This window comes from Peribacillus sp. P4_D6 (assembly GCF_056401795.1).
Genome location: NZ_JBFUIQ010000173.1, coordinates 1 through 6,292, shown reverse-complemented (window position 1 = coordinate 6,292; position 6,292 = coordinate 1). Strand labels below are relative to the sequence as shown.

Sequence of the window (6,292 nt, the reverse complement as noted above, 5' to 3'; positions counted from 1 at the left end):
ATTTTATTAAGGGCTGTTCTAATACAGGTCAGGGGCTGTACTTGATGTGAAGAGGCAAAATAGGCTAGTGATTTCCCTAATAACAGGTTTGCTAATTTCTATTGTCTTAAATTTCAAGAAAATTATGGTAGAATGTTAGTATAATCCAGATCAAATTGACGGGAGGGTGGTTTTCTTATCCAAAACTGACTGAGCGTTCGTTCTCCCAATGAAGGAAAAGGGCGTATGAGGATAAGAAAGCGATTACAGATGGAACTGAAAGATGTAAAAAACATAACCTTTCCTAAGCCTTCTTATGAAGAGTGGAAAGAAGCTGCGGAAGCAAGTTTAAAAGGGAAAAGTGTAGAAAAGCTTAAAACGAATACATATGAGGGCATCGCTTTATATCCACTCTATACAGAAAAGGCGGAATCAACGGAAAAAGTAGCTGAATTGCCAGGATTTTTCCCTTTCACCCGAGGAACGTCCCCAACGGGATATCATGACAAACCTTGGCTTGCCGTTCAACCTGTAAGCGGTATCACGGCTGAAGAAGCAAATGAAAAGATGAGGGCTGCATTCAAACGCGGTCAAAATGTCGTCGCATACCCTGCACGATTGCTCTCCGGGGGAGCAAGGGCTGAAACATTGTTTATGGAAATCCCATTAAAAGAAATGCCGGTTTTCATTGACCTTAAGGGGAAACAAAAAGAATTATTCCCTCAATTCAAAGCTGTTGCCGAAGCACAAAATACCCAATTGACAGGCGTCATTGCTGAAGATCCAATTGCAGAATGGCTCATTTGCGGTCAGTTGCCAGAAGATACGGATAACCATTTTGCAGAATGGCTGAAGACGATCCAGGATTATCAGAAGGTAGGCAGTGATTTAAAAACAGTTTTGATTAATACGGCAGTCTACCATAATGGAGGAGCCAATGCCGTACAAGAAATAGCTTACGGATTATCGGCAGCCGTCCAATATCTATTGGAAGGGCAAAAGCAGGGGCTTTCTACTGCTGCGGTTTCCGAAAAAATAGTATTCTCGTTTGCAGTGGATTCAAATTACTTCATGTCCATCGCTAAACTGAGGGCTGCCAGAAGGCTTTGGGCAGGTCTTGCAGAAGCTTTCGATACAGCATCGGACCATTTTAAAATGACGATACATGCCGTAACTTCCGAGTTGAYGGAAACGCTATATGATCAGCACGTCAATATTCTTCGGACCACGAACCAAGCTTTTTCAGCAGCAATTGGAGGCATTCAATATCTTCAAATCCATCCATTTACACACGCAACCGGTGAAACCGATGAGTTTTCAGAAAGAATTGCCCGTAATACTCACTTGATTTTAAAAGAAGAAACAAATATTACAACAGTTGTCGATCCTGCTGGCGGTTCATGGTATGTTGAGCAACTAACGGATGAATTGGCTGAAAAGGCTTGGGCAAAATTCCTTGAAATCGATGCAGCTGGAGGGATTCTGGAGCTAATTAAACAAGGTTCCCTTCAGAAAGAAATAGCTGAAGTTTACCAAGAAAGAGTTCAAAATGCGGCTTTCAGAAAAGAAAGTATCATCGGAACGAATGTATATCCGAATCCCGCTGATAAGATTAAAAACACCACAAAGGATAAACATGTGTCGTATATGAAAGTTGCGAAGCCGGTTGGCATTACCCCACTTGAATTGGAACGGGTATCCAGTCAGTTCGAACGGATAAGACTACGCAGTGAAAAGTTTAAAGGAATAAGCGGAACGGCTCCAACTATCGGTTTAATTAATTTGATAAATCTCAAATCCTATAAACCTCGTGCAGATTTCGTTCAAAGTCTTGCGGCAGCAGGTGGTATTGAAACAATCGGCAGTAAGGGATGTCGAACCGTTGAGGAAGCAATTGATTATGTAGCTGCGACCAAGCTCCCAATCTATTGTCTTTGCGGCAGTGATGGTGACTATTCGGAATTAGCGCCAGTCATCATTAAAGAAATTAAAAAGCAATTCCCTGAAATCACTATTTATAGTGCCGGCAAGCAGCAAGAAGAATTGGAGATTACACTAAGAGAAGCCGGGGTCAAAGATTTTATCCATGTTAAAATGAATGCAATATCCATTTTACTTGAATTATTGCAGAAGCTAGGGGTGAACTGAAATGAAAAAACCGAATTTTTCTGCTATAAATCCTGCTAAGTCCGAGATGAAAGGTACAGTGGAAGCATGGAAAAAGGAAGTCGAAAAGGCCGTTGGGAAAAACATTGAGGATCTTCTGTTTGAAACCAATGAACAAATAAAAATCAAACCGCTTTATGTTGAGGAAGATATTCGCGGCCTGGAGCATATGGAAAGTGTGCCAGGCATCGCTCCTTTTACAAGGGGTCCCTATCCTTCGATGTATGTCAATCGTCCTTGGACGGTACGGCAGTATGCAGGTTTTTCGACTGCTGAGGAATCCAATGCGTTTTACAGACGTAATCTGGCGATGGGGCAAAAAGGGCTCTCAGTTGCTTTTGATTTAGCTACACACCGCGGTTATGACTCCGATCATCCGCGCGTTGTCGGTGATGTGGGGAAGGCGGGAGTTGCCATTGATTCCATTCTTGACATGAAGATCCTGTTCGACGGCATTCCGCTTGATCAGATGTCCGTGTCAATGACAATGAACGGTGCAGTATTACCGATCCTTGCGTTTTATATCGTGACAGCTGAAGAACAAGGCGTAACACAGGATAAGCTTTCAGGCACGATTCAAAATGACATCTTAAAGGAATACATGGTTAGGAATACGTATATCTACCCGCCTGAAATGTCCATGAAAATCATAGCTGATATCTTTGAGTATACTTCCAAATATATGCCCAAGTTCAATTCCATTTCCATCTCCGGTTATCATCTGCAAGAAGCGGGGGCGCCGGCTGATATCGAACTTGCCTATACGTTGGCGGATGGGCTTGAGTATGCACGTACCGGAATGAAAGCAGGCATTGATATCGATAAATTTGCACCACGCCTGTCATTCTTCTGGGCTGTAGGAATGAACTATTTCATGGAAGTGGCGAAAATGCGGGCGGCTCGTTTCATTTGGTCAAAACTGATGAAACAATTCGAACCGAAAAATAATAAAGCAATGGCATTGAGGACTCATTCCCAAACCTCCGGCTGGAGCCTTTCCGAGCAGGATCCGTTTAACAATGTCGCAAGGACCCTTATTGAAGCGCATGCGGCTGCACTTGGACATACACAGTCGCTCCATACGAACGCATTGGATGAGGCCATTGCCCTGCCAACGGATTTCTCGGCACGTATTGCACGTAATACACAGCTCTATCTGCAGGAGGAAACCGGAATCACAAAAGTAATCGATCCATGGGCAGGTTCTTACTATGTAGAATCGCTCACTAATGAATTGATCGAACGGGCTTGGGCTCACATAGAGGAAATCGAAGGTCTGGGAGGAATGGCGAAGGCAATTGAAACCGGCCTTCCAAAAATGAGGATCGAGGAAGCCGCTGCAAAGCGACAGGCTAAAATCGATTCTCAAGATGAAACGATCGTAGGCGTCAATAAGTATCGGTTGAAAAAAGAAGATCCGATTGAAATACTGGAGATTGACAATACAGCAGTTCGCGAAAGTCAGCTTAAGCGATTGAGCGAATTGAAAGCGAAACGTGATCAGGCAAAGGTGGATGAAGCTCTTAAAGCGCTTTCAATGGCGGCCAGAACTGGAGAGGGTAACCTTCTTGAACTGGCTGTGCAAGCAGCAAGAGTACGGGCTTCATTAGGTGAAATCTCAGATGCGATCGAAGAGGTGGCTGGACGTCACAAAGCAACGATCCGTTCTATCAGCGGCGTATACAGCTCGGCTTACTCAAAAGAAGCGGAAATTGAGGAAGTCGTCCGCATGACGGAAGAATTCCTTGAAAATGAAGGAAGAAGACCGCGTTTGTTAATGGCTAAAATGGGCCAGGACGGTCATGATCGCGGAGCTAAAGTAGTCGGAACGGGGTTTGCGGATTTAGGCTATGATGTCGATATCGGTCCATTATTCCAAACACCGAAAGAAACCGCCATCCAGGCCGTGGAAAATGATGTGCATGTAGTCGGAATGAGTTCCCTAGCTGCCGGCCATAAAACATTGTTGCCGCAGCTTATGACGGAACTGAAGAACTTGGGACGAGAGGACATCATAGTGATCGTAGGCGGCGTCATCCCTGCACAGGATTATGATTATCTTATGGAAAATGGCGCTACAGCCATTTTTGGACCTGGGACGGTCATTCCGCAGGCAGCAAAGAAAGTGCTTCAGGAAATATACAATCGCCTCGGATATGAGGAAGTGGCCCAATAATGAGTGAGGACAAGAAGCCGGAATGGGTCGATCTTAACAATAAGGAAGGTTTTGCTTCTTCATTAAAGCCAGGTGTGGAATTAGCAGCCAGCCAAAACAAACCTTCAAAAAGCAAATTCGTCAAAAAACATAATGTAAACATACCGGTCCATGAACTTAAAGAGGGAATCATAAAAGGGGACAGGGCCAAGCTAGCCAAAGGGATTACATTGGTTGAAAGCAATGCATCCCACCATTTGGATCATGCACAGGAATTATTGCAAGCCATCCTTCCTCATACAGGGAACTCAATGCGAATCGGGATTTCCGGAGTGCCCGGTGCCGGGAAAAGTACCTTCATCGAGACGTTCGGAACCTACTTATGTGACAGGGGCCATAAGGTTGCCGTTCTAGCCGTCGACCCAAGCTCTTCGGTCAATGGCGGAAGTATACTGGGCGATAAGACAAGGATGGAGGAACTGGCTAGAAACCCCCATGCCTTCATAAGACCCTCACCATCCGAAGGAACTCTTGGCGGGGTTCACCGCAAAACGAGGGAAACGATGTTGCTTTGTGAAGCGGCAGGTTTTGATGTGATACTGATAGAAACTGTCGGGGTCGGTCAGAGTGAAGCTATAGTTCGAAGTATGGTCGACTTCTTCATGCTCCTTGTCCTAACGGGTGCCGGAGATGAATTGCAAGGGATGAAAAAAGGGATTCTGGAACTTGTGGACGGAATTGTTGTCAATAAGGCCGACGGCGAGAACCTCCCCCTGGCGATTAGGACGAAATCCGAATATAGCAGAATTTTGCACTTCCTTCAGCCAGCCACAAAGGGTTGGGCAGGAAAGGCATATACTTGTTCCGCCATAACCGGTAAAGGAATTCCTGAGCTTTGGGATGTATTGAATGAATTTTCCCAAATGACCAAGGAATCGGGTGTTTTTCAAGAACGGAGAAGAATGCAATCTAGGGAATGGCTTTATTCATTGATCGATCACCAGCTTAAAACGATGTTTTATAAAAATGAAACCGTCAAGAGTCTTCTCCCTATGCTCGAGAATCAAGTGATGTCAGGGAATAAAACGGTCACTGCTGCTGTTAAGCAGGCCTTTCAATCTTTTGCAGAAACATTTAAGTCTAATGAAAAATAAATGGGATGGGGCAGGCATGGATCTATTCCCACGCCTGCCCCATCCTTTTGTAAGTCTTGTTGTTACACACATGATTCCCGCTCTCCTTTCGTTTTAAACATGTTCGGAACGGATTATGCGGTTTTAACAGGTAAATTTATTGAATCACGAAGAGGCAATTGTTATGATAGGATTGAAGAGAAAACTTGGAAGGAGCAAATGCCATGAATATGGATTTTAATTTTTTAATGAACGACGTAGTCAAACAGGCTCGCGATGAGATTAAGACTGCTGGATATACAGAACTGACCACTCCCGAAGAAGTAGAGGAAGTATTTGCACAAAAAGGAACGACACTTGTTATGGTAAACTCCGTTTGTGGCTGCGCTGGGGGAATAGCTAGACCTGCAGCTGCTCATGCAATCCATAATGATAAACGCCCAGATCAGCTTGTAACCGTTTTTGCTGGGCAAGATAAAGAGGCGACGGAAAAAGCCCGTGACTATTTCGAAGGATATCCGCCGTCATCCCCATCATTTGCATTGCTGAAGGATGGAAAAATCATCACCATGATAGAACGCCATGAAATTGAAGGGCACCACCCGATGTCTGTAGTAGAAAAATTACAAGACTACTTCGATCAATATTGCGAAGAAGTTTAATCCATATCGATAAACTAAAAACCCGCCCAATCGGCGGGTTTTAGTTTGTCGATAAAAAGAGATTCGGAATGGTCTCATCCTGAACAGAATCTTCAAACAAGGCTAGATCATCATTGGTGGTTATTACTTTAAATCATAATTGGATTGCAGCGATTACGACAGCCCTCCCGGATAATTGGCTTTTATGCCCCTTTAGG

General features: G+C 44.3%; 4 protein-coding genes. All 4 read left to right on the top strand.

Annotated elements, in window-relative coordinates:
* Positions 1–225 precede the first annotated feature (225 nt).
* The 4 genes from AC1DVB_RS24485 to AC1DVB_RS24470 all read left to right on the top strand — a co-directional run bounded on the left by AC1DVB_RS24485 (position 226) and on the right by AC1DVB_RS24470 (position 6,095).
* Entirely contained in the window at positions 226–2,127 is a 1,902-nt protein-coding gene (locus tag AC1DVB_RS24485; RefSeq protein WP_477591365.1) for a methylmalonyl-CoA mutase family protein, read from the top strand.
* Between the two features lies 1 nt (position 2,128).
* Positions 2,129–4,321, top strand: coding sequence for a methylmalonyl-CoA mutase (scpA, locus tag AC1DVB_RS24480; protein ID WP_057278782.1), 2,193 nt, complete (start codon positions 2,129–2,131; stop codon positions 4,319–4,321).
* On the top strand, positions 4,321–5,454 hold the full coding sequence (gene meaB / locus AC1DVB_RS24475) for a methylmalonyl Co-A mutase-associated GTPase MeaB (protein WP_057278781.1): 1,134 nt from the start codon (positions 4,321–4,323) through the stop codon (positions 5,452–5,454). Before scpA ends, meaB begins: the two co-directional genes overlap by 1 nt.
* A gap of 203 nt (positions 5,455–5,657) precedes the next feature.
* Positions 5,658–6,095 carry a BrxA/BrxB family bacilliredoxin gene (locus AC1DVB_RS24470; protein ID WP_034308239.1) on the top strand — a complete coding sequence of 146 codons (438 nt, stop codon included), beginning with the start codon at positions 5,658–5,660 and terminating at the stop codon, positions 6,093–6,095.
* Positions 6,096–6,292: the final 197 nt, after the last annotated feature.